Consider the following 25,059-nt stretch of genomic DNA (forward strand, 5'->3'; position numbering starts at 1 on the left):
AACGTGAACACGACAGCCGAGTGGCTGCACCGCAGGCTGCCCGAACTCATCGCAGAACACGGCATCGTCGGAGCTCAGGTCGCCGTGCTGCACAACGGCGAGATCGTCGACACGGCGGCGGGTGTGCTGAACAACGTCACCAACGAACCGGTGACCACAGACTCGATCTTCCAGATCGGGTCGATCACCAAGGTCTGGACGGCCACGCTGATCCAGGAACTGGTGAACGAGCGCCTGCTCGACCTGGACCGGCCGGTGCGCGACGTCATCCCGCGGTTCCGGCTCGCGGACGAGCAGGCCGCGCAGGTCATCACGCCGCGCCACCTCCTCAGCCACACGGCGGGGTTCGAGGGTGATCTCTTCCTCGACACCGGCACCGGCGACGACATGCTGGAGAAGTACCTGGAGCTGATGGGCGACGCGAAGCAGGAGACTCCGCCCGGCGAGCTTTACACGTACTGCAACAGCGGGTTCGTGGTGCTCGGCCGGCTCGTGGAGGTGTTGCGCGGCAAGCCTTTCCACACCGTTCTCCGTGAACGGCTCGTCGACAGACTGGGGCTGAGGACGCCCGCCACGCGCCACGCGGAGTACTCCGGCCGGCGAGCTGCCGAAGGCCACCTGGGCACCGAGCTGAAGCCCGTCGACGAGCTGATGACCGAGGCGGACGGACCGGCCGGGTCGGTGCTCGCGATGTGCGCGCGCGACCTGCTCGAGTTCGTGCGCATGCACCTTGAGACCACCGAGTTCGACGCGATGCGCGAAACCCAGGTCGTGCCACCGGACTTCGGCCTTGGCGGACGGCAGGGCCTCGGCTGGATGCTGCACGACTACGACAACGGCATGGCCGGCATGGGCCACACCGGCCAGACCCTGGGTTTTCTGGCCTGGCTGCGGGTGATCCCCGAGGCGGGCTTCGCAATCACGGTCCTGACCAACGGCGGCGAGGCGCTGCCGGTCGTGACAGCCTTGTACGAGAAGGCGATGCACGAGCTGGCGAACGCTCGCCTACCCGGCCTCCCCAAGCCACCCGCGACCCCCGTGCCGGTCGACGTCGAACGGGTCGTCGGGGTCTACCGCGCCGCGGGGCTCGACGTGCACATCGCCGCGGGCGAACAGGGCCGGGTGAAGGTGCGGTACGTGCCCCGCACCAAGGTTTACGAGGCGCTGACCGACACCGACGAGCACGAGTACACCTGGTTCCGCGACGACGCGTTGATCGCCGTCGAGGAGAAGGACGGATTCCACTCGGTGATCGTCCTGTGTGGACGCGACGAGCAGGACAGGGTCAAGTGGGTGCACTACGGTCGCGCGGCGGTGCGCCAGTGAACCAGTGGATCGAGCGAAGGCTGCCGGAACTGCTCGAAGAGCACGGCGTCGTCGGCGCCCAGGTCGCGGTGCTGCACAACGGCGAGATCGTTGACGCAGCGGCAGGTGTGCGGCACAACGTCACCAACGAACCGGTCACCGGCGACACGATCTTCCAGATCGGCTCGATCACCAAGGTGTGGACGGCCACGCTGGTCATGCAGCTGGTGAACGAGGGCCTGCTGGACCTCGATCGCCCGGTGCGTGACGTGCTGCCGGAGTTCAGGCTGGCGGACGAGCGGGCCGCGAGGGTCATCACGTCACGCCAGCTGCTGAGCCACACCGCCGGTTTCGAGGGCGATCTCTACTTCGACACCGGCGACGGTGCCGACATGCTGGAGAGGTACCTGGAGCGGATGGCCGGCACTGAGCAGGTGAGCCGGCCCGGCGAGCTCTACGTGTACTGCAACAGCGGTTTCGTGGTGCTCGGCCGGATCGTGGAAGTGTTGCGCGGCAAGCCTTTCAACACCGTCCTGCGCGAGCGGCTGATCGAAGGGCTCGGCTTGCGCAACGCCGCCACGCACTACGCCGAGTACACCGGACACCGCACCGCCGGGGGCCACATGCCGAAGGACGGTGAACTGAGGCCCGTCGAGGAGCGGACGCCGGAAGCGGACGCACCTGCCGGGTCGGTGCTCGCGATGTGCGCGCGCGACCTGCTCGAGTTCGTGCGCATGCATCTCGATACGACCGTGTTCAACGCGATGCGCGAAACCCAGGTCGTGCCACCGGACTTCGGCTCCGGTGGACGGCAGGGTCTCGGCTGGGTCTTGCACGACTACGACAACGGCCTGACCGGCGTGGGCCACACCGGCCAGACCCCGGGCTTCCAGTCGTACCTGCGGGTGATTCCGGCGGCCGGCCTCGCGGTCGCAGTGCTCACCAACGGCGGTGCGGCTCTGCCGATGACGCGGGCGGTGTACCAGGCGGTGCTGGGCGAGTTGACGAACGTCACCCTGCGGGAGTTCCCCGAGCCACCCGCCGTCGCTGTCCCGATCGACGTCGAGAAGGTCGTCGGGGTCTACCGCGCCCTGCGAGCCGACCTCCACATGACCGCGAGCGGCCAGCGCGGGGTGAAGTTGCGCGTCGTGCCTCGCGGCGACACTGCGCCGATCGACGACCGCGAGTACGAGTACGTCGGATTTCGCGACGACGCGTTGATCTCCGTTGAGCAGGAGGGCGGTCGCCACGACGTGATCGTCCTGTGTGGACGCGACGAACAGGACAGGGTCAAGTGGCTGCACTACGGTCGGGCGGCGGTGCGCCGGTGAACGAGTGGATCAGGCGCAGGTTGCCGGAGTTGCTTGAAGAACACGGAGTCGTTGGCGCACAAGTAGCCGTGCTGCACAACGGCGAATTCGTTGACGCGGCAGCAGGTGTGCGCAACGTCGACACGAACGAGCCGGTCACCGGTGACACGTTCTTCCAGATCGGCTCGATCACCAAGGTGTGGACGGCCACGCTGGTGATGCAGCTGGTCAATGAGGGCCTGCTCGACCTCGACCGCCCGGTGCGCGATGCGCTGCCGGAGTTCCGGATCGCGGACGAGGAGGCGGCGCGGATCATCACGCCGCGCCAGCTCCTCTGCCACACCGCGGGCTTCGATGGCGACCTGAGGTTCGAGACGGGCTCTGGCGACGACATGCTGGCGAAGTACGTCGGCCTTCTCTCGGAGGCCGGCCAGATCAGTCCGCCCGGCGAGCTCTACTCGTACTGCAACGCCGGCTACGTCGTGCTCGGACGGATCGTCGAGGTGGTGCGCGGCAAGCCTTTCCGGGCTGTGCTCCACGAGCGGTTCGGCCTGCGCTCGTTCGCGGCATCCCAGGCCGAGTACGCGCTGCACGAGATGGCGGACGGACACCTGGACGAGGACGGCGAGCTGCGGCCGACGACCGACCACCTGCCGGAGTCGTGGGCGCCGTCCGGGGCGGTGCTCGCGATGAGTGCGCGCGAGCTGCTTGAGTTCGTGCGCATGCACCTTGAGACCACCGAGTTCGACGCGATGCGCGAGCCACAGGCCACGCACCCGGACTTCGGCACCGGCGAGTGGTGGTGGGGCCTCGGGTGGGAGCTGTCCAACGTCGAGGGCGGCACGATGATCGGCCACACCGGCTCGACCGTCGGTTACACGTCCGTGGTGCGGGTGGTACCGGAGGCCGGGGTCGCGGTGGCCGTGCTGGTCAACGGGAGCAAGGCGGCCTGGCCGTTCTTCGCGGCGATCCTCGACCACCTGCTCGGCGAGTTGGCCGGTGTGCGCACCAGGAAGCTCCCCGACGTACCCGCGGACCCGATCCCCGCCGACCCCGGCAAGCTCGCCGGGCTGTACCGCAGCACGCTCCTCGACGTGCACATCACGCCAGGTGCCACGGGCGTGCTCGTGAAGCGCGTCGGTCGGGACCCGCTCAGCGCGGCGTTGCTGTCGGCAGAGGAACGGGAGTTCGTCCACCTGACGGACGACGTGCTGATCGCGGTCGACAAGAGCGGTGTGCTGCCACTGGGCGGCCGGGACGAGAACGGTCGCGTCGGCTGGGTGCACTGGAGCCGGGCGGCGATGCGGGTCTAAACCGCGCGCTTGGCGTACTTGGCGAGGAACTGCACGACGTCAGGCGTCACCTTGCGATACAACCGGTCGTCGTGCCCACCGGCCTTGACCGTGCCCACCTCGGGCCGCACCTCGCGGATGAATCGGCGGGTGCCCTCGATGAACCGGTCGCGGTCGCCGATCCACACGCCCAAAGCGGTCGGGCCGGTCGACTTGAGGTGCCGCAGCGGATCCAGTGACGCCCACTCGCCCTCGTTCTTGAACGCCCTGCGCTTGGCCATCTCAGGCCACGTGGTGATCAGGCCGGGGGAGATGGCCGCGGCGGCCGCGATCGGGTCGCCGCGTTCGGCGCGGCGGCGCGCGTAGAGCAGAGAGCCGAAGCCGCCCATCGACACGCCCGTCACGGCGAACGGTTCGCCGTAGCCGCGTTCGCGCAGCCAGCGCGGGACCTCGTCGAGCAGCATCGCCATCGGGTCGTCGCCGGGGACGTTCTCGTGCCAGTAGTTGTCGCCGCCGTCGACCGCGACGAAGCCGAACGCCGGGACCGAGCCCTTCGCGATGGCGGTGGTCAGCACCTCGGCGAGGTTGCCGACGGCCGCGTGCCTGGCGTCGCCGTGCAGGCCGTGCAGCAGGATCGACATCGGCAGGCCGCGCGGGCTCGGGCCGGTCGGGAGGTAGAAGGCGAGGGTGACCTCGCGGTGGCGGGCTGCCGAGTACACGCGTTCGAAGCGGATGGTCGGCTTGGCGGCCAGGGTGCGGCTGAGGCGGTCCGCCGTCGCGATCTGCTGCTCGGTGGCGTTGGACGACGACACGTACGTCGCGACGCCGGTGGCTGTCGCGATGACCACGCCGATCGCCGCAAGGAGGGTGCGGCGGCTGTACCTCGGATCCCCCATGCTCACCTCATCGCGTGGGTGCCGTTCCTCGTTTCTGTCTCAGAGGACGGAACGCACGCGTAAGGAGGACAGTTCCTCGTCGGAATAACCCAGCCAGCGCAACACCTGATCATTGTGCGCGCCGAGCTCGGGGACCGCACCCGGTGACCACTCGAAGCCGGCCACCGCAGGCGGCAGCATCCGGGCCGTGCCGCCGGGAACCTGCACGTCAACCCAGGTGTCGAGCTGTGGATGGGTGGGCAGTTCGGTGATCGAGCGGGTCAGTGCGGCCGGCACGTCGGCCCTGTCCAAAGCGGCCAGCGACTCGGCTGCGGTGAGGCCTGAAAACGCCTGTTCGAGGATCTTCTGGAGCTCTGCGCGGTGCGCGACGCGAGAGGCACCTGTGGCGAACCTCTCCTCGAAACCAAGCCCGATCAACCCGCACAACCGCTGCCACTGGCCGTCGTTCTGCACGGCCAGATGTACGGCACCGTCAGCACAGGCCACCGGACCGTACGGCGCGATGCTCGGGTGATGCGCGCCCGAACGCGGGGCGGCAGCACCCGTCCCGGCGGCGTAGAGCATCGGCTGGTGCATCCACTCGGCCATCGCCTCGAACAGCGACAACCGCAGGCGCACACCTGAACCCGTCCGCCCGCGCTGCAGCAACGCCGCCAGCACCGCCGCGTGCAGCTGGACGCCCGCCGCGATGTCCGCGACCGAGATGCCGGCACGCGCCATCACGTCACCCTCGCCGGTCAGCGACACCAGACCCGCCTCGGACTGCACCAGCGCGTCGAACGCCTTGCGATCCGCGTACGGGCCCTCCCAGCCGTAGCCGGACAGCTCGCCCACGATCAACGTCGGGGGAAGCTCCAGGCCCAGCCGTTCCCACACGCGCGGCGACAGGTTGCACAGCAGCACGTCCGCGCGCGCAACCAGCCGTTCCAGCACCTCACGGCCGTCGGGGTGGTTGATGTCCAGGGACACCGACTCCTTGCCGACGTTCGTCCACGCGAAGTACGACGACACCTCGCCGCACGACGAGTCGTAGTGCCGTGCGAAGTCGCCGGTACCGGGCCGTTCGATCTTGATGACACGTGCCCCGAGATCGGCCAGCAGCCGCGTCGCGTACGGCACGGCGACGGCCTGCTCCAGGCTCACCACCACTACGCCATCAAGCGGTCTCAAGCACGCGCTCCCCACCGGTGTAGATGTTCATCGAGTCGCCGCGGAGGAAGCCGACGAGCGTCATGCCCTGCTCCTCCGCCAGCTCGACGGCGAGCGACGACGGCGCCGACACCGCGGCGAGCACCGGAATTCCGGCCATCGCGGCCTTCTGCACCAGCTCGAACGACGCCCGCCCAGACACCATCAGCACGGCGCCGCGCAACGGCACGAGGTTCTGCAGCACCGCCCAGCCCAGCACCTTGTCGACGGCGTTGTGCCTGCCCACGTCCTCGCGCACGACCAGCAGCTCGTCGTTCACGAACAACCCGGCGGCGTGCAGCCCGCCCGTGCTCTCGAAGACCTTCTGCCGCTCCCGCAACGCGTCCGGGAAGCCCGTCAGCGACTCGGGCGTGACCTGAACCGGGTCCAAAGCGGGGGAGTAGCGGGTCTTGAGCTTCACCGCGTCCAGCGCGGCCTTCCCGCACACCCCGCACGACGACGTGGTGTAGAAGTTCCGCTCCACCCCGATGTCCGGCGGCGGCACACCCTCGGCCAGCGCGATGTCCAGCACGTTGTAGGTGTTCATCCCGTCCGGCCCGGTCCCCTCGCAGAACCGGGCGATCGAGATGTCCTCGGACGACCCGATCACACCTTCGCTGAGCAGGAAGCCGTGCGCGAGCTCGACGTCCTGGCCGGGCGTGCGCATCGTGACGGCCAACGACTTCCCGTTGACCCGCAGCTCCAGCGGTTCCTCAGCGGCCAGCGCGTCGACCCTGCGGCTCCGACCGCTCGGCGACACCCGCTCGACCGCTCGGCGCACCGTCACTCGGCCCATGTGCACATCTCCTTCGGACCGCTATGTTCCCCACCGACCAGGCTACGTGGGAGGGATCTCGGGGCATGGACGACGTCGTGATCGTGGGAGGCGGCCACAACGGGCTGGTAGCGGCCGCGTACCTCGCACGGGCGGGGAAGTCGGTCAAGGTGCTGGAGAAGCTGCCGCACGTCGGCGGGGCGGCGGTGAGCGCGTCACCGTGGGAGGGCGTCGACGCCAGGCTCTCCCGCTTCTCGTACCTCGTTTCGCTGCTGCCCGACCAGATCGTGTCGGATCTCGGGCTGAACCTGGCGCTGCGCTCACGGGCAGCGTCCTCGTACACGCCCCAACGGCAAGAACGGGCTGCTGATCGAACGCGAGCCCGGCGAGGCGACCGCGGCGTCGTTCGAGGCCATCTGCGGGTCGCTGGACGACTGGGAGCGGTGGCAGCGCTGGTACGCCGACCTGGAGCTGATGGCGCAGGCGGTGGCGCCGACTCTTCTGGAACCGCTGGTGTCGCGCGAGCACCTGCGCGTCCACGTGGACGCGGTGGTGCGTGGCCGGTTGTGGGACCAGGTCTTCGAACGCCCGATCGGCGCCACTCTGCAGGAGCTGTTCGACAACAACCTGGTCCGCGGTGTCGTGGCAACCGACGCGTTGATCGGCACGCACTCGTCGCTGCACTCGTTGCGCGCCAACAAGTGCTTCCTCTACCACGTGATCGGCAACGGTTCCGGCGAGTGGAAGGTCCCCGTCGGCGGCATGGGTGGTGTCACGGCTGAGCTGGAACGCGTCGCGCGCGAGGCCGGGGCACAGATCATCACCGGTGCCGAGGTGACGTCCGTCGAGTCCGATGGCAAGACAGCGTCCGTGGTCTACGGCGACACGGCTGTGGAAGCCCGCTTTGTACTGTCCAATGTGGCGCCTTCGGTGCTGGGCCGGTTGCAGGGCAAGGAGGTCCACGACGCTCCCGGATGCCAGCTGAAGATCAACATGCTGCTGCGCAAGCTGCCGTCGTTGAAGTCGGGGGTCGACGCGCGGCTCGCGTTCGCCGGCACGTTCCACCTCGACGAGTCGTACGACCAGCTCGAGACCGCGTATCTGGAGAGCGTCGCCGGGCACGTGCCGTCGGTGCTGCCGGGCGAGATGTACTGCCACTCGTTGACCGACCCGTCGATCCTCGGGCCGTCGCTGGCGGGCCACGAGACGTTGACGTTGTTCGGTCTGCACCTGCCCGCTTCGCTGTTCGAGGGTCGCAACTCCGAGCTGCGTGACGAGCTGGTGCGGCGCTACCTCGACCAGCTCAACACCCACCTGGTCGAGCCGATCCAGGACTGCCTCGCTGTGGACGCGTCGGGACGGCCGTGCATCGAGGCCCGCACACCGCTGGACCTGGAGGAAGAGCTCGGTCTGCCAGGTGGCAACATCTTCCACGGGGAGCTCGACTGGCCGTTCGCCGAGACTGACGACGAGGTCGGCAGGTGGGGCGTGGAGACCGAAGTCGACAACGTCTTCGTCTGCGGCGCGGGCTCCCGGCGCGGCGGCGGAGTCAGCGGCATCGGCGGCCACAACGCGGCGCAGGCCGTTCTCGAACGCTTTTGAGACATTTTTGATGACATTCTGCGTCATCTCTGGTTACAGTTGACGGCGTGGGGGACTTTTACGGGATCGCGGAGATCGCCGACGCCATGGGGCTGAGCCGGCAGCTGGTGGCTGTGTGGCGCAAGCGTCGCTCGCACGGCATTCCGGAGCCGGACGCGGAGCTCGCGTCCGGTCCGATCTGGCGGCGGGAGACGGTCGAGCCGTGGATCGAGCGGACGCGCGGAAGGCTGGGACTCGCGGGCGCACGGGAGTCGGCGAGCAGGAGCCTGCGGCTGCGCACCTGCCGACGGGTGTTGCGGCTGGCGGCGTTGATGCTGGAGGAGCCGCAGCGGCCGCGAGTGCTCAACGAGGCGGCGGACCAGCTGCGCGATCTCATCCACGAGGTCGATCAGGCCGCGGACGACGTCGTCGGCGCGCTTCTGCGGGAGCTCGTCGAGCCGGTGCGCGACCCCGATGTGCCCGCCGAGCTGTTGCGGGTGCCGGTCATCGAGTCGCTGCCACTGGTGACGGCCGTCGCGCGGAACTCGCCAGACTGGTGACGAGCGCGCCCAGTGCGGCCAGCGCCATGTCCGCGTGGGCGTCCCACATGTCGCCCTGCTGGCCGTTGTAGGCCTCGGCGAGGTCGGGGGCGAGCGTCATCGCGATGGCCCACTCCAGCAGTTCGTAGAGCGCGCTCGTCGCCAGCACGATCTCCAGCGACCGCAACCACTTCTGCCGCAGCACCGCGGTCAGGCACACGCCGTACGCGAAGTGCACGAGCCGGTCGAAGTGGTTGCGGTCCCAGGAGAACGCCTCCGACAGCCGCACGCCGAACAGCGCGTCCGTCCAGTCGTCGTACGGCACGAACGAGTAGATCCACCGCGCCGCGATCGTGTGCAGCGCAAGGAAGACGAGCGCCCACGCCCACTGCGCGGTGTCCAGGCGGCGGCGCAGCAGCCACAGCGCGCCGATCGCGACGGCCGTCAACGAGCTGTGCAGCGCCTGTTCGGCGGGCCACGGCGGACCGATCCACGTCACCGCGACCAGTGCCCCGAACGCCCCAGCAGCCACAGCTGCGCCCGTGTCATGCGCACAGCCTGGCGGATCTTGGTCGATTTTATATCAGGATTTATATATCAAGGAACCTTGCTAAAGGTTTATTGATACGCGTACGGTGGTGCCATGACCGATGCTCGCATCAGTGACCCCAAGGCGCTCCGGGCGCTCTCCCACCCGTTCCGGTGGAAGCTGATCAACCTGCTCACCGAAGAGGGGCCGCGCACTGCCACTCAGTGCTCGGCCAAGCTCGGTGAGAGCGTCGCCAGCTGCTCGTACCACCTGAACATGCTGGCCAAGTACGGCTTCGTGGCCGAGGTGGAAGGGCCGGGCAGGCAGAAACCGTGGCAGATCATCAACCGTCATCAGACGATCTCCAGTGAAGGGCTCGACGACGAGGCGGCAATGGCTGCTGAAGCCGCCGTGCTGGCCTACCTGGACCACGAGTTCGAGCGCACTCGCGAACGCATGCGCCAGCACGACCTGCTGCCGGAGACGTGGCGGGTGCCCGGCGGCGTCGGCATCAACAGCGCGACCAAGTTCTTGACCATTGAGGAGCTGGTCGAGCTCCAGGGTGAGCTGCGAGCACTCCTCGACCGCTATGACGAGCGCACGGACAACCCGGAGCTGCGGCCCGAAGGCTCCCGGCCCGTGCGCTTCTTCCTGAGCACGACGGTTTCGCCCGAATAGATCCGAAAGACGAGGGATTCGCCATGTTCTCGCACCACGACGCGTTTGCTATCGCGAAGCAACGGCAGGCCGAGTTCGAGGCCGACGCGGCCGCACGGCGGCTCGTTCGCGCATCTGAGGAGGCCACCGCCGAGCCCCAAGGCCGGGTGGGCGGAGGCCTGCTGGCGTCAGGCCACCGCCGCTGGAGGCTGTTCGGTCGCGTGCGACCGGCGTAGCGTGTGAACTCGCCGCCGCTGTAAAGGTTTTCACCACGTTTCACCTCGACCGAGGGGAGAACATCGGTGTTCCGGAGACTCGGCGCGGCGGTACTGGCGGCACTGTTGACTACAACAGTGCTCGCGGAACCCGCCCAGGCGGCGGTGCACAACGTCAAGGACTACGGCGCTGTCGGCAACGGCAGTGCGAACGACACGGCCGCGATCAACAGGGCGATCACCGCGGCGAACGCGGCAGGCGGCGGGACCGTGCAGTTCCCGTCGGGCACGTACCGCTCGCCCAACTCGATCCACCTGAAGAGCAACGTCACGATCCAGCTCGACGCGGGCGCGACGATCATGGGTGCGTCCGGCACCGGGTACGACCCGCCGGAGGACAACCCGTGGGACGAGTACCAGGACTACGGGCACAGCCACTTCCACAACGCGATGATCTGGGGCGACCGGCTGACGAACATCGCGTTCGTCGGCCAGGGCACCATCGACGGCGGCGGCAACCTGATCACCGGCAACCCCGGCCGCGGCCAGGCTGACAAGATCATCTCGTTGACGCGCTGCGAGAACCTCACCGTCAGCGGCATCAAGCTGCGGCGTGGCGGGCACTTCGCGATGCTGATCAACGGCTGCAAGAACGTGGTCAGCGACCGGCTGACGATCGACACCGCGAGCGACCGCGACGGCTGGAACGTCATCAGCACCACCAACGTGACGATCACCAACGGCAACTTCGCCGGCAACGACGATGCGCTGGCGTTCAAGAGCGACTACGCACTCGGGCAGAAGCTGGCCAACGGCAACGTGAAGGTCTACGACACCAAGCTCAGCGCGGGGTGCTGCAACGCGTTGATGTTCGGTTCGGAGACGTGCGGTGACTTCACCGGCTACGACTTCCAGCGCATCGACATCAAGGGCTCCAACAAGTCCGGCCTCGGCATGGTGTCGATGGACGGCACGAACATCTCCGACGTGCACTACCGCGACATCACCATCAGCGGTGTGCGGTCGCCGATCATGATGAAGGTCGGCGCGCGAAAACGCTGCGGCAACAACCCCGGCGTCGGCTCGATCCGCAACATCACCTACGACAACATCACGATCAACGGTGCCTCGCCGTCGTTCAGCCCCACCATCCACGGTGACCAGGACGGCCGGATCAGCGACGTCACGTTCACCAACGTGAAGATCAACGTGCCCGGCGGCAACGGCACCATGTCCACGAACCCGCCGAGCAACCAGCGCACGAACTACAACCCGAACAGCATCGGCACCAGGCCCGCGTACGGCTGGTACATCCGGTACGCCGACCGCATCAGGTTCGCCGGCGGCAGCGGGGTCTCGTTCACCAGCAACGACGGCCGGCCGGCGGTGATCACCGACAACTCGACCGACATCTCCTTCGACACGTTCGGCTGGGAGCGCGGCAGCAACAGCCCGACGGACTTCCTCTTCCGCAACACCACCGGGTTCTGCGTGCGCAACAGCGGGTCGCCGCGGATCACGAACACCGGCTCGACCGAGAAGTGCGGTGTGAGCAACGACTTCAGCCTCACCGTCGACCCCGCGGCGCGGACGATCCAGCCAGGCGAGACCGCGGCTTACGCGATCCGCACCGCCTTCACGGGCTCGCCAGGTCCGATCTCGCTGGACGCGGAGAACGTCCCAGCCGGTGCGGTGGTCCAGTTCAACCCGGCCACCGTCAATCCCGGCGACACGGCCACGATGACCGTCGCGACCCTGCCGGACACCCCGGAAGGCACGTCGACCATCACCGTCACGGGCACCGCGGGATCGGTCACGAAGTCCGCCACGGCCCGGCTGACGATCGGTGACGCGCCAGGGGAACTGGAGCTGAGCGGGCTTTCGGTCGCCGACACCGGAAACGCGGGGGACTGGTCGTTGCAGACCAACCTGCGCACCGGTGTCGCGCAGTACGGCGACCGCGACTTCACCTTCAGCGCGGTGCCGGCCGAAGTCGCGGGCGCGCAGTGGATCCGCACCGCCAACGACTCGAAGTCGGCGACGCAGAACCCGTTGGCGCGCTTCACGATCAACCGCGACGCAGTGGTGTACGTCGCGGTCGACACGCGGCTCGGCAAGCGCCCGTGGATGGACGCGCTGTGGCTCGACAGCGGTCTTCAGCTGGTCAACACCGAAGGGTCTCCGAAGACCTTCCGCCTGTACGCCAAGGGCTTCGCGGCGGGGGAGGTCCAGTTGGGACCCAACGGTGGTGCCAGCAACTACACGGTGGTCATCAAGTAACGGGTTCCAAGCGCACGATCACCGACTTGGAGGTCGGCGTTCCCGAGATGTCCGCCTTGGAGTCCAGCGGCACCAAGGGGTTCGCCTCGGGGAAGTACGTGGCCACGCACCCGTGCGCGGTCGGGTAGGAGACGATCCGGAACGACTCGGCGCGGCGTTCGACAACGCCCGTCGGGTCGTCCTTCCACTCCGACACGATGTTGACCATCTGGCCGTCGGAGAACCCCAGCTCCTTGATGTCGTCGGGGTTCACGAACACCACGCGCCGGCCGTCCTTCACGCCGCGGTAGCGGTCGTCCAGGCCGTAGATCGTGGTGTTGTACTGGTCGTGGCTGCGCAGGGTCTGCATCAGGAGCCTGCCCTCGGGCACCTCCAGCACCGTCAACTGGTTCGCGGTGAAGTTCGCCTTGCCGGTCGTCGTCGCGAACTCGCGCGAGTCACGCGGCGGGTGCGGCAGCACGAAACCGTCGGGCTGACGCACGCGCGTGTTGTAGTCGGTGCAACCCGGCACCACGCGCGAAATGTGCTCACGGATGACGTCGTAGTCCTTCTCGAACTCCTCCCACGCCACCGGGTGGGAAGCACCGAGAACCTTGCGCGCCAACCGGCACACGATGGAGATCTCCGACAGCAGCTGGTCGGACGCGGGCTTCAACCTGCCGCGCGAGCGGTGCACGACCGACATCGAGTCCTCGACCGTCACGAACTGCTCGCCGGAGTGCTGCACGTCGCTCTCGGTGCGACCGAGCGCGGGCAGGATGAGCGCAGTCTTGCCGTGGACGACGTGCGAGCGGTTGAGCTTCGTGGAGACCTGGACGGTGAGCGAGCACTGCTCCAGCGCCTTCTCGGTCACCGGGGTGTCCGGGGTGGCGCTGACGAAGTTGCCGCCCATCGCGATGAACACCTTGCCGCGGCCGTGGCGCATCGCGTTGATGGCGTCGACGGTGTCGAAGCCGTGCTTGCGCGGCACCGGGATGCCGAACTCGGTCTCCAGCGCCAGCAGGAACTTCTCCGGCATCTTCTCGTAGATGCCCATGGTCCGGTCGCCCTGCACGTTCGAGTGACCGCGCACCGGACACAGGCCCGCGCCGGGCTTGCCGATCATGCCGCGCAGGAACATGACGTTCGCGACCTCGCGGATCGTCGGAACGCTGTGCTTGTGCTGGGTGAGACCCATTGCCCAGCAAGCGATCGTGCGCTGCGAGTCGACGAACATGCCAGCCACGCGGGTGATCTGCTCGCGGGTCAGGCCGGTCGCGGTGAGCACGCGGTCCCAATCGAGCTCGCGCAGGCTTTCCGCGTACTCCTCGAAGCCGTGCGTGACGCTGGTGACGAACTCCTTGTCGACCTTGTCCCACTGCAGCAGCAGGTGGCCGATCGCCTGGAACAGCGCCTGGTCGCCGCCGACCTTGATCTGCACGAACTCGTCGCACAGCGCGGTGCCGCGGCCGACCAGGCCCGAGACGTTCTGCGGGTTCTTGAACCGCATCAGCCCGGCTTCCGGCAGCGGGTTCACGGCGATGATCTTCGCGCCGTTCTTCTTGGCGTCCTCCAGCGCGCTGAGCATGCGCGGGTGGTTCGTGCCGGGGTTCTGGCCGACGACCACGATCAGGTCGGCGAGCTCGAAGTCCTTGATCGACACCGAGCCCTTGCCGATGCCGATGGTCTCGTTCAGCGCGGCACCGGAGGACTCGTGGCACATGTTCGAGCAGTCCGGCAGGTTGTTGGTGCCGAACGAGCGGACCAGCAGCTGGTAGAGGAACGCGGCCTCGTTGCTGGTGCGGCCCGACGTGTAGAAGATCGCCTCATCGGGTGAGGACAGCGACGTCAGCTCGTCCGCGACGAGGGTGAACGCGGCGTCCCAGCTGATCGGCGTGTAGTGCGTGGCACCGGGCCTGAGCACCATCGGCTCGGTGAGCCTGCCCTGCTGGCCGAGCCAGTAGTCCGTCTTGGTCCGCAGGCTCTCGACGGAGTGCTCGGCGAAGAACTCCGGCCCGATTCGTCGCTTGGTGGCTTCCTCCGCGACGGCCTTCGCGCCGTTCTCGCAGAACTCCGCCATCTTGCGGTGGCCCTGCGGCTCCGGCCACGCGCAACCGGGACAGTCGAAACCTTCACGCTGGTTGAGCAGTCGCAACGTCTTGACCGTCCGGCTGACGCCCATCTGCTCGACCGCGCGGTCGAGCGACACGAGCACACCGGGGATACCCGCTGCCCATGTCTTGGGGGTGCTGACTTCGAGCGCGGACTCGTCGACGTCGTGCTGCGGGGGCTTGCTGCTCATAGCTGCATTCTTCGCTGATCGACGTCGGCGCCGCCAGCGCCCCCGAAGAACGCGGCGGCGTCGCCGTCACGGGCCCCAAGGGGTTGAACGGTCCGTGACGGTCAATTGTGATCGGCGTCACTGTGCATCGGCACCTCTGAAAGGGTGATCAGTCGCAGGTGTTCTCGGTCGGCATCTGCCCGTCGGTCGAGAAGTACTTCTTCTCGTCGCCGGGCAGGCCCTGGTCGGGTTTCGGCGGCTCGACGAACTGCGGTGCGAGGAAACCTTCCTTGGCCGCCGTGCACGCGATCGAGTACTGGAAGCCCGTGGAGTCCGAGGGCCACAGTCCCTCTGGCGTGATCATGTACGTGACCTGTTCGCGGATGGCCGCGACGATCTCCATCTGGTTGAGCAGCTTCTTCGGGTTCGGTGGCTCGAACGCGTACGCGAAGACGTAGTCCGCTGTCACGGTCGGATAGCCGTCTTTCTCGCCGAGCGTCATCTTCCCGGACACGCGGATGCCGTTGGGCAGCAGTTTGGTGCCCTGTTTGAGCCGTGTGATCCAGCTCGACAGCTCCTTCGTGACGTGCTCGCGCACCTCGGGGGCCAGCATCGCGAGGTAGCGGTCGGGCCTGTGCTCGTTGAGGATCGCCGGGTCCATCCGCGACGCGATGAGCGCCTGCCGAACCTGCTCGTACGCCGGGTTGGCGTCCGGCACGACGATGCCCTTCTCGCCCTCCTGCCACTGCTCGGCCGGTGTGCCGGCGAAAGGCATCTCGACGTTGACGCCCGTCTGCGGCAGCGACACGTCGTGGGGCGTGATCTCTCCGAACTCGCCGGCCCTGTAGAGCCCGAACAGGACCGCGCCGATGACGATCAGCGCGAGCGCGGACACCACCTTGTTGCTCATCAATTCCCCCAGAGACGCCGGTACGGACACCACGTTCGCGGGCCCGTTCCGGTTGCCACGCCCGTTAGCAGGTATCTCGTTTCAAGTCGATACCCCGGCCTCCGTAGACTTGACAGCTGTGACTGAACTCGACACCGCAACCCAGCGTCCTGACCTCCCCGCCGCGTGGACTCCGGCGGAGGTAGAGGCGGAGCTGTACCAGCGGTGGGTCGACCGGGGCTACTTCACGGCGGACGTGCACAGCGACAAGCCGCCGTTCACCATCGTGCTGCCGCCGCCCAACGTCACCGGCTCCCTGCACATGGGCCACGCCATGAACCACAGCGTGATGGACGCGCTGACCAGGCGCCGCCGCATGCAGGGCTACGAGGTGCTGTGGCTGCCGGGCATGGACCACGCGGGCATCGCCACCCAGAACGCGGTCGAGCGCGACCTCGCCGGCCAGGGCCTGTCGCGGCACGACCTCGGGCGCGAGAAGTTCGTCGAGCGCGTCTGGGAGTGGAAAGAGGAGTACGGCGGCAAGATCCTCGGCCAGATGAAGCGCCTCGGCGACGGCATCGACTGGTCGCGCGAGCGCTTCACGATGGACGAGGGGCTGTCCCGCGCCGTCCAGACGATCTTCAAGAAGATGTACGACGACGGCCTGATCTACCAGGCCGAGCGGATCATCAACTGGTGCCCGCGCTGCCAGACGGCGCTGTCCGACGTCGAGGTCGACCACTCCGACGACGACGGCGAGCTCGTCTCCATCCGCTACGGCGACGGTGACGCCTCGATCGTCGTCGCGACCACGCGCGCCGAGACGATGCTGGGCGACACCGCGGTCGCCGTCCACCCGGACGACGAGCGCTACCGGCACCTGATCGGCACCGAGGTCGAACTGCCGTTGACCGGCCGCCGCATCCCGATCGTGGCGGACACGCACGTCGACCCGAAGTTCGGCACGGGCGCGGTCAAGGTGACCCCGGCACACGACCCGAACGACTTCGAGATCGGTCAGCGCCACAACCTGCCGAACCTCACGATCATGGACGGTCGCGCGGTCATCACGGCGCACGGCCCGTTCGAGGGGCTCGACCGCTTCGAGGCGCGTCCCGCCATTGTCGCCGCGTTGCGCGACCAGGGGCGCATCGTCGCGGAGAAGCGTCCGTACGTTCACGCGGTCGGGCACTGCTCGCGGTGCGACACGGTCATCGAGCCGCGCCTGTCGCTGCAGTGGTGGGTCAAGGTCGAGAGCCTCGCGGCGAAGGCCTCTGCCGCCGTTCGCGACGGCCGCACCACGATCCACCCGCAGGACCTCGCGAAGCGGTACTTCGACTGGACCGACAACCTGCACGACTGGTGCATCTCGCGCCAGCTGTGGTGGGGGCACCGGATTCCGGTCTGGTACGGCCCGGACGGTGAGGTCGTCTGCGTCGGACCGGACGACGAGGCGCCCACCGGCGAGGGCTGGCGCCAGGACGAGGACGTCCTCGACACCTGGTTCTCCTCCGGTCTGTGGCCGTTCTCGACGCTGGGCTGGCCCGACTCCACCGAGGACCTGAAGAAGTTCTATCCGACCAGCGTCCTGTCGACCGGCTACGACATCCTGTTCTTCTGGGTCGTCCGGATGATGATGTTCGGCCTGTACGCGATGGACGACGTGCAGCCGTTCGACCACGTCTACCTGCACGGTCTCATCCGGGACGCGCAGGGCAAGAAGATGTCGAAGACCAAGGGCAACGGCATCGACCCGCTGGACTGGATGGACTCCTACGGCGCGGACGCCACGCGGTTCACGTTGCTGCGCGGCGCGAACCCCGGTTCGGACATGGCGCTCGCGGAGGAGTGGGCGGCCGGTTCGCGCAACTTCACCACGAAGCTGTGGAACGCGACGCGCTTCGCTCTGGCCAACGGGGCGACGGTGTCGCGCCCGCTGCCCGCGCGCGACGAGCTGACCGCCGCCGACCGCTGGATCCTGGACGAGCTCGACCAGCTGGTGTCCACTGTGGACGCGAACTTCGAGACCTTCCAGTTCGCCAGGGTCTGCGAGGCGCTCTACAGCTTCACGTGGGACGAGTTCTGCGACTGGTACCTGGAGATCGCGAAGGTCCAGATCGCCGAAGGCCGCGTCGAGGCCACGCAGTCCGTCCTCGGCCACGTGCTGGACACGGTGCTGCGCCTGCTGCACCCGTCGATCCCGTTCATCACCGAGACGCTGTGGACCGCGCTCACCGGTGAGGAGTCGCTCGTCATCGCCGAGTGGCCCCAGGCTTCTGGCGCTGAGCGTGACGAGGACGCCCGTGCGCAGGTCGAGGGCCTGAAGAAGCTGGCAACCGAGATCCGCCGGTTCCGTTCCGAGCAGGGCCTCAAGCCGGGTCAGAAGGTCGCGGGCAAGGTCCGCGGCGCGTGCTGCGTCGGTCTCGTCGACCAGGTGCCGTCGGTCCGCGCGATGACGCGGCTGACCGAGCCGGGCGACGAGTTCACCGTCTCGGCGACGCTGGAGGTCGGCCTGCCCAAGGGTGCCGTGAAGGTCGAGCTGGACCTGTCCGGCGCGATCGACGTCGTGGCCGAGCGCAAGCGCCTCGAGAAGGACCTCGCGGTGGCTCAGAAGGAGCTGGCGCAGACGTCGGGCAAGCTCGGGAACGAGGCCTTCCTGGCCAAGGCGCCCGCCGAGGTCAAGGCCAAGATCGAGGCCCGCAAGGCTGCGGCGGAGTCCGACATCACCCGCATCAACGAGCGCCTGGCCGCGCTGCCGGAGGCGTAACAAGTGGACAGCAACCTCGACGAGTTCCTCGACGTCGAGAACGAGCTCAACCAGCGGTGGCCCGAGACCAAGCTCGAGCCGTCGCTGGACCGGATCAAGGCGCTCGCCCACGTGCTGGGTGACCCGCACACGAACTACCCGGTCGTGCAGCTGACGGGCACGAACGGCAAGACGTCGACGTCACGCATGGCCGATGCGCTCTTCTCGCGCATCGGCCTGCGCACCGGCCGCTACACGAGCCCGCACCTGCAGCTCGCGACCGAGCGCATCAGCCTCGACAACCAGCCGATCAGCCCCGAGCGCTACGTCGAGGTCTACCGCGACATCGAGCCGTACGTCGCCATGGTGGACAGCCGGTCCGAGATCCGGATGAGCAAGTTCGAGGTGCTCACCGGCATGGCCTACGCGGCCTTCGCGGACGCGCCGGTCGACGTCGCCGTGGTCGAGGTCGGCATGGGCGGCACCTGGGACGCGACGTCCATCGCGGACGCCCGCATCGCCGTCCTCACGCCGATCGGCCTCGACCACACCGACTACCTCGGTACGCGCATCGAGGACATCGCCGCGGAGAAGGCCGGCATCATCAAGCCGGGTGCCGTCGCGATCGTCGGCGAGCAGACGCCGGAGGCCATGAAGGTCATCCTCGAACGTGTCGCCTCCGTGGACGCCATGGTCGCCCGCTTCGGCAGTGAGTTCGGCGTCGTCTCCCGCTCGGTGGCGGTCGGCGGTCAGCTGATCACGTTGCAGGGACTGGGCGGCGTCTACGAGGACATCTTCCTGCCGCTGCACGGCGAGCACCAGGCAGCCAACGCCGCTTTGGCTCTGGCTTCCGTCGAAGCGTTCTTCGGTGCCGGTGCCGACCGTCAACTCGACGTGGAAGCTGTGCGCGAGGGCTTCGCCACGGTCGTCACGCCGGGCCGCCTGGAGCGCGTCCGTTCCGCACCCAACGTGTTCGTCGACGCCGCGCACAACCCGCACGGTGCCGCAGCGCTGGCTCGCGCACTGGACTCGGAGTTCGGCTTCCGCAAGCTGGTCGCCGTCGTGGCCGTCATGTCGGACAAGGACGCGGAGGGCATCCTCTCCGCCCTGGAACCCGTCGTGCACGAGCTGGTGATCACCACCAACTCGTCTCCGCGCGCCATGGACCCCGACGTGCTCGCCGGTATCGCGATCCCGATCTTCGGCGAGGACCGCTTCGAGGTGCGCCCGCGCCTGGACGACGCCATCGAGGAAGCGATCCACCTGACCGAGGACGAACTGTCCGGCGGCGGCGTGATCGTCACCGGCTCCGTCGTCACCGCGGGCGAGGCCCGCGCGCTGTTCGGGAAGGAGCCGGCGTGACCGAGGCTGTTCCTGCTCCGAAGAAAGACCCCATGAAGGCCTTCCGGGGCATCATGGCCGGCACGCTGATCCTCGAGGTCATCGTCGTGGCACTGGCCCTGCCGGTGATCGCCAAGCTGCACGGCGGCGTCACGTCGGCGGTCGGCTGGGTGGCGTTCGGCTTCATCGCGGTGTTCATCGCGATGTGCGCCTTCGTCCGCCGCCCGTGGGCGATCGCCGCCGTCGTCGGCCTGCACGTGCTGCTGATCGCGACCTGGCTGCTGCTGCCCGCGATGGGCGTGATCGGCGTGATCTTCGGTCTGGTGTGGGCGTACCTGCTGTGGCTGCGCAGGGACCTGCTCAAGCGGATGGCCGAGGGCAGGTTGCCCGCGCAGCAACAACAGCAGAACGACGGACCGGCTACTTCTTCTCGTTGAGCTCCTGCTGGCCCTTCTCGTAACTCTCGTCCCAGTTCGCGCCTTCCTTGAACGCCTCGGAGGCGCCCGTCCGGCCGAGTGCGATGGGCTTGATCGTGTCCGCGAACCCGTCGCGGCCACGCGGGGCCATGATGTCGTCGACACGGTTGGCCGCGTTCTTCATCGTGTCGTTGCCGAACGTGAGCTTGTCGCGGATCGCGTTGTTGGCGCTGGAGAAGCCGTCCTCGATCTGCTTGACCGAGGCGTGGTTCTTGCCGATCGCCCTGCCGACGCCCTTGGCCTTGCGGCCGATGTTGACCGCGGCCTTGGCGAGCGCGTCGGACACGCCCTTGAGGTTGTCGAACTTGCGGACGGCCTGCGCGAGCTTCATCAGCAGCTTGCTGACCTTGCCCGCGATCTTGCCAGCGGTCGACGCCGCCCGTGCCACGGCCCAGCCGGTGAACGCGGCGATCGAGGCGCCGAAGCTGCACCAGCTCGTCGCGAGCGCGGTCACCGCGGCGATGATGAACTCCGCCACCACGTCGGCCACGATGTCGCGGATGATGCCGCGCACCGCCGCGACCAGGATGCCCGTACCCCGGATGCCGGTGGCGACCGCGTTCGCGGCTCCCTCCAGCGCCTTGACCTGGTCGGCGAGCGTGGACGCCGCCTTGCGGTAGCCGTCGCCGGACTGGCCGGTCCACGTGCTCGTCTGGCTGGTGGCGGCCTGCGCGTAGTCGTTGCCGACCTTCGCGCACGCCTTGGCGACCTCGCCCCAGGCGGCCGCGACGACGTTGATCGCGCCGGGGTCGCCGGCGAGGTCGTCCAGCGGCTCCTTGAGGAACGACACGTGCTCGATCAACCAGCCGATGCCCGCGCCCACGAGCGTGCCCAGCGGGTTCGCGACGAAACCGAGCACGTCGAGACCCAGCGCGACACCGTCGAACGCCCAGTCGCTGGGGTTGTTGAAGTCCTCCGCGCACTTCCAGACGGTGTCGACGATCCTGGCACCGTCGGTGGCGTTGTCCGCACTGACGTCGAGAACCATCATCGCCCCTTGTACTTGTCGAACAGCTTCGCGTGGTCGTCGTCGGTCTGCTGGGTGGCGTCCGCGCAGTCGCGCAGCGCGTCCGCCACGTCGGGCAGCGCGTTCGCCAGTTCGTTGATCGAGTTCGCGATCGCCGCGATGTGAATGCGCACCGGCACGCTGAAGATCTGGCCGATGATGCCGTACGTCTCAATGCCGAGGTCGACGCTCTGGCCTCGCCCGGCGGCCGTCGTGAGCTCCATGCCCATCGACTGCACGTTGCCCGCGTGGTTGATCACGTCGGCGGGCACCATTGCGAATTCTGACACCGGGTCCCCCTACCGGTAGATGGTGTTGAACGGCTCGTCGTCGTCCGGGCGCAGCGGCCGCTGCTGTCGCGGCTGTTCCTCGGTCTCCTCCGGCTGCTGCGCCGCGGTGACCTGGTCACGCAGGAAGTCCATGGCGGTCGTGCCGCCGATCAACGGCTGCATCGTCGCCTCCATCTGCTCGGCGACGGCCGCGTGCCCTCTGCTGACGGTCTCGGTGATCATGGCGGCCAGCTGGTCGTGGGACATCCTCATCGCGGAGGGCGTCAGACTCAGCTTCTCCATCCGCCCACCGGGAGCCATCGTCACCGTGACCGAACGGTCGGGACTGCTCACGTGTGCGCGCAACGCCTTGAGCTGAGCCTGCGTCTCCTCGGCCCGCTGCTGGATGTCGTTGACACGGCGCATGTACTCGTCGAGTCGCTGCTGCCCAGCGCCCAGTTCTGCAGAACTCATGCGTCGTGAGACTGAGCGAACCGTCCTTCGGTTCCCCTACTCGTGAACCAATTCGGCGACCATGTCCTTTGCGGACTGTCGGGTGCGGACCGTGATGGCCAGCAACGCGAGCAGGACCAGGGCGTCCCTGCCTCCCGCCAGCCACACCGCGAGCGGTGCGTTCCCCGGCATCGCGACCACGGCCTTGACGACCGCACCCACGGCGAGCGCCGCGATCAACGCCGTCGGCACCCAGCTGTTGCCGCCTGGCACCTGCTTCTTCGTCGCGAGATAGGACTGTCCATATCGGACAATCCGCGCCGCGTCCTTGTGCACGCTCTCCGCGATCAGCCCGATCATGATGGCGACCAGCACGGCGAACCCGGCGAGCACTCCGGACGGCAGATCCACGAGCCAGGCGCGTTCCAGCTCCGGCCACGGCGACACGAACGCCCCGACCCGTCGCGGCGCGTCGAAGAACGGCATCGAGGCCAACCCCTCCGCCACCGCCGTGGCAAGCCCGAGCCAGGCGTACAACCGCAGCCGCCGTACACGTCGCGTGACCGGAGTCGCCTTCACGTCCTCCTTGGTCACCGGCCACTGCCCGTCCGGCTTCTTCTGCCCGTTGCGCGCCGGAACGAGCGACAGGGCGGCGGCACCGGCGAACCACAGCGTCAGCAGCCCCAGCGCCACCGCGGCGAGCGCCCGGCGAGGAACCAGCGACCGCTGTCGTTGAGCCCGGGATCCCGGTTCGACCGGAAGACGGCGACATCGCGCTCACCGGGCTCCAGCTGCCCCGGCGGGAACGAGAGCCGCTCGGTGCGCCCGTCCTCCCACCGCACGTCCGCGGAGCACCCGTAGCTGGTGCCGACTCCCCACCTCCCGACCGGTCCCTGCTCGGTGCAGGACGAGACGGTGGCGGTACCGACCTGCTCCGCGTCGACCGAGCCGACCAGGACGTCGGTGGTCCGGATCGTCGTGGCCAGTGCGAGGAAGGCGAGGACAGCGGCGAGTCCGAAGGCGAGTGCGCGCACTCGGACACCCTAGACAGCTCGGCGCTCGCAAGGTGACACATAAATGTCAATGAATTGCGGCGCTGACGAAAAGCGCCAAAGAACGACACCTCTCGCACTTCGTACCCTCACTTGTCGCAATGCGAAGGCGACACTTCGTCTGATTCACCCGATCGTGGTTTGAAACCGGGACGACGGCCATGGCCTGGCGGTATGCTGCTCGACGCACGAATCTGCAGGGGAGGGTACTGGGGTATGAGCGGGACCAAGGTCGATCTCGACACACTTCGCGCTGCCATCAAGGAGTACGAGGCCATCTACGGCGACCTCGAGAAGGCCCACTACACCGGCCAGGAGCTGGTCAGGGTCCAGCCCGCCGGGCTCGACATGCCGAGCAAGGTCTACAACAACTGGGCGGTCACCTCCGGCGCGGCGCACCAGACGTCGAACGACCAGCTGCGCAAGACGTTGAAGACCCGAATCGAGAACCTGAAAGCCACGCTCGCCCAGTACGAGCAGACCGAGCAGGGCAACCAGGCGAACTTCAAGCCGAAGGACTGAGCAGTTGCGCATCCGAACCATCGTCGCCGGTACCGCCGCACTCGCACTGCTGGCAGGTTGCAGCACCGGCGGCGGTACCACCGGTACGCCGACCAACGCGACCCAGCCGACGAGCACCAGCAGCAGCAGTGGTGGCGCGCCCAAGGTCTCGAACCCGCTCAACCTGGCTGCCGTCGAGGCCGCTCCGTGCAATGCGGTCACTGCGGCACAGCTGACGGCTTACGGCCTGCCCGGCGTCACCGGGTCGGTGAACACCGGCTCTCTGGGCGCCTCCTGCCAGTGGTCCGGCACGCTCACCGCCGCGGAGATGTCCGTCGGCATGGGGATCCTTCCCGCAGGGACGAACCTCGACTCCCAGTACGCCAGGAAGGACACGTTCGCCGTGTTCGAGGAGCGGCCCGCGATCCAGGGCTACCCGGCGATCGTCTCCCTCCTCACCGACCAGCGCAAGGAAGGCAACTGCGAGCTCACCGTCGGCGCCTCCGACGAGAGGGCGATCCTCGTCACCTTCCTCAGCGATGAGAAGAGCAAGTACTTCGCGGACCCGTGCGCTGGGGCCACCGAGTTCGCGAACCTGGCAATCACCACGATCAAGGCAGGTGTGAAATGACGCGGCCCGCGCCCAGTTGCTTCAGCCAGGACAACACCCGCGCGGACGGGTTCTCCGGGCATGAGATCTACGCCCAGATGACCGGCGGCCCCGGCACCGGATCAGCGCAGAACGCCGCCAACAAGGCCGCGGAGCTGGAGCGCACCTACGCCGGCGTCGAAGCCAGGCTCAAGAAGGTCGGCGAGACGCTCGGCGAGGCGTGGACCGGTACGAGCGCGGACGCCGCGCAGGCCGCCGGCAACCCGATCAAGCAGGCCATGGTCCAGATGCAGGACGCGCTGCGGCAGGCCGACCACTCGTTGTCGAACCAGGTCTACCAGTTCAACTACAACAAGGGTCAGCTCAAGGACATGCCGGCCAGCAAGCCCGACACGGGCTTCTGGGACGACGTGTCGCCGTGGGACACCGACGCCGAGGACGCCGTCAACAAGTACAACTCCGAAGAGTCGCACAACCGCAAGGTGTACAGCGAGTTCCAGAGCGCCAGCAACACCAACCGCGGTGACCTGCCCAAGGAGTTCCCCGGCGTGACGGCCGACAGCCTCAACGTCGAGGTCATCACCAGCAACGAGAGCGGTGGCGACAAGACCACGAACACCAGCAGCACGGGCCGTCCGACCGGCACCGGGTCCGGCTTCCCGAGCACGACCGGTTCTCCGCAGGGTCCGACAGGCACCGGCTGGACCCCTCCCGGCGACCTCAACGGCGACCGGACCGACACCAGCTGGGTCAGCGGTGGAGACGACGGCCGGGGTGGTGGCCCCGGCAAGCCGGGTGAGCTCGGCCCCGGCAAGCCGCCGATCGGCGGCGTGATCGACCGGCCGCCGAACACGGGTATCCCGCCGATCGGCGTGCCCGTCGGTACCGG

25 protein-coding genes and 1 pseudogene are annotated in these 25,059 nt (G+C 68.0%); 15 read left to right on the forward strand and 11 right to left on the reverse strand.

What is annotated here, in order from left to right; genetic code table 11:
• Positions 1–3 precede the first annotated feature (3 nt).
• From FXN61_RS04515 to FXN61_RS04525, 3 genes are read left to right on the forward strand one after another with little or no spacing between them, the layout of a single operon-like run.
• A complete protein-coding gene (locus tag FXN61_RS04515; protein ID WP_167970520.1) occupies positions 4–1,326 on the forward strand; it encodes a serine hydrolase domain-containing protein in 1,323 nt (440 codons plus the stop codon).
• Complete coding sequence (locus tag FXN61_RS04520) at positions 1,323–2,636, forward strand: serine hydrolase domain-containing protein (RefSeq protein WP_167970522.1); 1,314 nt, start codon at positions 1,323–1,325, stop codon at positions 2,634–2,636. The genes FXN61_RS04515 and FXN61_RS04520 overlap by 4 nt, the downstream gene beginning before the upstream one ends.
• Positions 2,633–3,928 (forward strand): serine hydrolase domain-containing protein, encoded by a 1,296-nt coding sequence (locus FXN61_RS04525; protein ID WP_167970524.1) that lies wholly within the window; start codon positions 2,633–2,635, stop codon positions 3,926–3,928. The genes FXN61_RS04520 and FXN61_RS04525 overlap by 4 nt, the downstream gene beginning before the upstream one ends.
• Here the strand turns inward: FXN61_RS04525 and FXN61_RS04530 are convergent.
• The 3 genes from FXN61_RS04530 to fdhD are packed head-to-tail and all read right to left on the reverse strand — an operon-like array spanning position 3,925 to position 6,787.
• Positions 3,925–4,803, reverse strand: a complete 879-nt coding sequence (locus FXN61_RS04530; RefSeq protein WP_167970525.1) for an alpha/beta hydrolase — start codon at positions 4,801–4,803, stop codon at positions 3,925–3,927. The genes FXN61_RS04525 and FXN61_RS04530 overlap by 4 nt on opposite strands.
• A gap of 39 nt (positions 4,804–4,842) precedes the next feature.
• Positions 4,843–5,973, reverse strand: a complete 1,131-nt coding sequence (locus FXN61_RS04535) for a CaiB/BaiF CoA transferase family protein (RefSeq protein ID WP_167970527.1) — start codon at positions 5,971–5,973, stop codon at positions 4,843–4,845.
• Entirely contained in the window at positions 5,960–6,787 is an 828-nt protein-coding gene (gene fdhD, locus FXN61_RS04540; protein ID WP_167970529.1) for a formate dehydrogenase accessory sulfurtransferase FdhD, read from the reverse strand. Before fdhD ends, FXN61_RS04535 begins: the two co-directional genes overlap by 14 nt.
• Positions 6,788–6,852: 65 nt before the next feature.
• On the opposite strand from fdhD, the pseudogene FXN61_RS55070 reads away from it, so the two are divergent.
• The 3 genes and pseudogenes from FXN61_RS55070 to FXN61_RS04550 form a co-directional block, all read left to right on the forward strand.
• A pseudogene (locus FXN61_RS55070) lies at positions 6,853–6,936 on the forward strand (NAD(P)-binding protein); the annotation flags it as partial.
• Positions 6,937–7,240: 304 nt separating this feature from the next.
• Positions 7,241–8,368 carry a phytoene desaturase family protein gene (locus FXN61_RS04545; protein ID WP_312877546.1) on the forward strand — a complete coding sequence of 376 codons (1,128 nt, stop codon included), beginning with the start codon at positions 7,241–7,243 and terminating at the stop codon, positions 8,366–8,368.
• A 47-nt stretch (positions 8,369–8,415) separates the two neighbouring features.
• Positions 8,416–8,907 carry a hypothetical protein gene (locus FXN61_RS04550; RefSeq protein ID WP_167970530.1) on the forward strand — a complete coding sequence of 164 codons (492 nt, stop codon included), beginning with the start codon at positions 8,416–8,418 and terminating at the stop codon, positions 8,905–8,907.
• Here the strand turns inward: FXN61_RS04550 and FXN61_RS04555 are convergent.
• Positions 8,852–9,418 carry a DUF2238 domain-containing protein gene (locus FXN61_RS04555; RefSeq protein ID WP_167970532.1) on the reverse strand — a complete coding sequence of 189 codons (567 nt, stop codon included), beginning with the start codon at positions 9,416–9,418 and terminating at the stop codon, positions 8,852–8,854. The genes FXN61_RS04550 and FXN61_RS04555 overlap by 56 nt on opposite strands.
• Before the next feature lie 111 nt (positions 9,419–9,529).
• Between FXN61_RS04555 and FXN61_RS04560 the strand changes: the two genes are divergently transcribed.
• From FXN61_RS04560 to FXN61_RS04570, 3 genes are all read left to right on the forward strand, one after another.
• Positions 9,530–10,093, forward strand: coding sequence for an ArsR/SmtB family transcription factor (locus FXN61_RS04560; RefSeq protein ID WP_167970534.1), 564 nt, complete (start codon positions 9,530–9,532; stop codon positions 10,091–10,093).
• A 23-nt stretch (positions 10,094–10,116) separates the two neighbouring features.
• On the forward strand, positions 10,117–10,308 hold the full coding sequence (locus FXN61_RS04565) for a hypothetical protein (RefSeq protein WP_167970536.1): 192 nt from the start codon (positions 10,117–10,119) through the stop codon (positions 10,306–10,308).
• A 66-nt stretch (positions 10,309–10,374) separates the two neighbouring features.
• Positions 10,375–12,567 carry a glycosyl hydrolase family 28 protein gene (locus tag FXN61_RS04570; RefSeq protein WP_167970537.1) on the forward strand — a complete coding sequence of 731 codons (2,193 nt, stop codon included), beginning with the start codon at positions 10,375–10,377 and terminating at the stop codon, positions 12,565–12,567.
• On the opposite strand, the gene FXN61_RS04575 is transcribed toward FXN61_RS04570, so the two are convergent.
• Entirely contained in the window at positions 12,560–14,848 is a 2,289-nt protein-coding gene (locus FXN61_RS04575; RefSeq protein WP_167970539.1) for an FdhF/YdeP family oxidoreductase, read from the reverse strand. The genes FXN61_RS04570 and FXN61_RS04575 overlap by 8 nt on opposite strands.
• 148 nt (positions 14,849–14,996) lie before the next feature.
• Positions 14,997–15,737, reverse strand: coding sequence for a hypothetical protein (locus FXN61_RS04580; RefSeq protein WP_167970541.1), 741 nt, complete (start codon positions 15,735–15,737; stop codon positions 14,997–14,999).
• 118 nt (positions 15,738–15,855) lie between these two features.
• Here FXN61_RS04580 and FXN61_RS04585 point away from each other — a divergent pair, with 118 nt between their 5' ends.
• Genes FXN61_RS04585 through FXN61_RS04595 form a run of 3 tightly spaced genes read left to right on the forward strand, consistent with a single transcriptional unit; the run spans position 15,856 to position 20,240 of the window.
• Complete coding sequence (locus FXN61_RS04585; RefSeq protein WP_167970543.1) at positions 15,856–18,483, forward strand: valine--tRNA ligase; 2,628 nt, start codon at positions 15,856–15,858, stop codon at positions 18,481–18,483.
• Between the two features lie 3 nt (positions 18,484–18,486).
• A complete protein-coding gene (gene folC, locus FXN61_RS04590; RefSeq protein WP_167970544.1) occupies positions 18,487–19,824 on the forward strand; it encodes a bifunctional tetrahydrofolate synthase/dihydrofolate synthase in 1,338 nt (445 codons plus the stop codon).
• On the forward strand, positions 19,821–20,240 hold the full coding sequence (locus tag FXN61_RS04595; RefSeq protein ID WP_167970546.1) for a DUF4233 domain-containing protein: 420 nt from the start codon (positions 19,821–19,823) through the stop codon (positions 20,238–20,240). The genes folC and FXN61_RS04595 overlap by 4 nt, the downstream gene beginning before the upstream one ends.
• Here the strand turns inward: FXN61_RS04595 and FXN61_RS04600 are convergent.
• From FXN61_RS04600 to FXN61_RS04620, 5 genes are read right to left on the reverse strand one after another with little or no spacing between them, the layout of a single operon-like run.
• Positions 20,224–21,270, reverse strand: coding sequence for a WXG100-like domain-containing protein (locus FXN61_RS04600; protein ID WP_246290652.1), 1,047 nt, complete (start codon positions 21,268–21,270; stop codon positions 20,224–20,226). The genes FXN61_RS04595 and FXN61_RS04600 overlap by 17 nt on opposite strands.
• Positions 21,267–21,575, reverse strand: a complete 309-nt coding sequence (locus tag FXN61_RS04605; protein ID WP_312877544.1) for a hypothetical protein — start codon at positions 21,573–21,575, stop codon at positions 21,267–21,269. The genes FXN61_RS04600 and FXN61_RS04605 overlap by 4 nt, the downstream gene beginning before the upstream one ends.
• A 9-nt stretch (positions 21,576–21,584) precedes the next feature.
• A complete protein-coding gene (locus FXN61_RS04610; RefSeq protein ID WP_167970548.1) occupies positions 21,585–22,028 on the reverse strand; it encodes a YbaB/EbfC family nucleoid-associated protein in 444 nt (147 codons plus the stop codon).
• Between the two features lie 36 nt (positions 22,029–22,064).
• Positions 22,065–22,700: a hypothetical protein gene (locus FXN61_RS04615; protein WP_167970550.1), complete on the reverse strand. Its 636-nt coding sequence runs from the start codon at positions 22,698–22,700 to the stop codon at positions 22,065–22,067.
• Positions 22,682–23,041 (reverse strand): DUF6346 domain-containing protein, encoded by a 360-nt coding sequence (locus FXN61_RS04620; RefSeq protein WP_167970552.1) that lies wholly within the window; start codon positions 23,039–23,041, stop codon positions 22,682–22,684. Before FXN61_RS04620 ends, FXN61_RS04615 begins: the two co-directional genes overlap by 19 nt.
• 234 nt (positions 23,042–23,275) lie before the next feature.
• Between FXN61_RS04620 and FXN61_RS04625 the strand changes: the two genes are divergently transcribed.
• The 3 genes from FXN61_RS04625 to FXN61_RS04635 form a co-directional block, all read left to right on the forward strand.
• Positions 23,276–23,581: a PE domain-containing protein gene (locus FXN61_RS04625; protein ID WP_167970554.1), complete on the forward strand. Its 306-nt coding sequence runs from the start codon at positions 23,276–23,278 to the stop codon at positions 23,579–23,581.
• Positions 23,582–23,585: 4 nt separating this feature from the next.
• On the forward strand, positions 23,586–24,191 hold the full coding sequence (locus tag FXN61_RS04630; RefSeq protein ID WP_167970556.1) for a DUF3558 domain-containing protein: 606 nt from the start codon (positions 23,586–23,588) through the stop codon (positions 24,189–24,191).
• Positions 24,188–25,059, forward strand: an 872-nt coding sequence (locus FXN61_RS04635) for a WXG100 family type VII secretion target (protein WP_167970558.1), incomplete at its 3' end; no start/stop codon positions are given. The genes FXN61_RS04630 and FXN61_RS04635, both read left to right, overlap by 4 nt.

Source organism: Lentzea indica, assembly GCF_012184385.1.
Classification (GTDB): domain Bacteria; phylum Actinomycetota; class Actinomycetes; order Mycobacteriales; family Pseudonocardiaceae; genus Lentzea; species Lentzea indica.

Bases quoted from the DNA above. Each gene is read 5' to 3' on its own strand.
- FXN61_RS04530 (WP_167970525.1), bottom strand. From the start codon at position 4,803: ATGGGGGATCCGAGGTACAGCCGCCGCACCCTCCTTGCGGCGATCGGC.
- fdhD (WP_167970529.1), bottom strand. From the start codon at position 6,787: ATGGGCCGAGTGACGGTGCGCCGAGCGGTCGAGCGGGTGTCGCCGAGC.
- FXN61_RS04545 (WP_312877546.1), top strand. From the start codon at position 7,241: ATGGCGCAGGCGGTGGCGCCGACTCTTCTGGAACCGCTGGTGTCGCGC.
- FXN61_RS04560 (WP_167970534.1), top strand. From the start codon at position 9,530: ATGACCGATGCTCGCATCAGTGACCCCAAGGCGCTCCGGGCGCTCTCC.
- FXN61_RS04565 (WP_167970536.1), top strand. From the start codon at position 10,117: ATGTTCTCGCACCACGACGCGTTTGCTATCGCGAAGCAACGGCAGGCC.
- FXN61_RS04575 (WP_167970539.1), bottom strand. From the start codon at position 14,848: ATGAGCAGCAAGCCCCCGCAGCACGACGTCGACGAGTCCGCGCTCGAA.
- FXN61_RS04580 (WP_167970541.1), bottom strand. From the start codon at position 15,737: ATGAGCAACAAGGTGGTGTCCGCGCTCGCGCTGATCGTCATCGGCGCG.
- FXN61_RS04600 (WP_246290652.1), bottom strand. From the start codon at position 21,270: ATGATGGTTCTCGACGTCAGTGCGGACAACGCCACCGACGGTGCCAGG.
- FXN61_RS04610 (WP_167970548.1), bottom strand. From the start codon at position 22,028: ATGAGTTCTGCAGAACTGGGCGCTGGGCAGCAGCGACTCGACGAGTAC.
- FXN61_RS04625 (WP_167970554.1), top strand. From the start codon at position 23,276: ATGAGCGGGACCAAGGTCGATCTCGACACACTTCGCGCTGCCATCAAG.